This is a genomic window from Paenimyroides tangerinum (assembly GCF_003865405.1).
GTDB lineage: Bacteria > Bacteroidota > Bacteroidia > Flavobacteriales > Flavobacteriaceae > Flavobacterium > Flavobacterium tangerinum.
This window is the reverse complement of record NZ_RQVQ01000030.1, coordinates 1-230: the sequence shown is the minus strand read 5'-3', so window position 1 is coordinate 230 and position 230 is coordinate 1. Positions and strand designations below refer to the sequence as shown.

Sequence of the window (230 nt, the reverse complement as noted above, 5' to 3'; positions counted from 1 at the left end):
CGCGCCTGCTTTGGGAGCAGGAGGTCGCAGGTTCGAATCCTGCCACCCCGACAAAATAGCTTAATGTTAGGTTAGGCCCAATAGCTCAGCTGGATAGAGCAACTGCCTTCTAAGCAGTAGGTCTCAGGTTCGAATCCTGATTGGGTCACAAAATTTATTTATTGAATTTAGGAGAGGTGCCAGAGCGGTAATGGAGCAGATTGCTAATCTGTCGACCTTTACGGGTCGCC

At 49.6% G+C, this 230-nt stretch carries 1 tRNA gene; it reads left to right on the top strand.

From position 1 onward, the window contains the following. Nucleotides 1-74 precede the first annotated feature (74 nt). A tRNA-Arg gene (locus EG240_RS12005) sits at nt 75-148 on the top strand. The last annotated feature ends 82 nt before the right edge of the window (nt 149-230 follow it).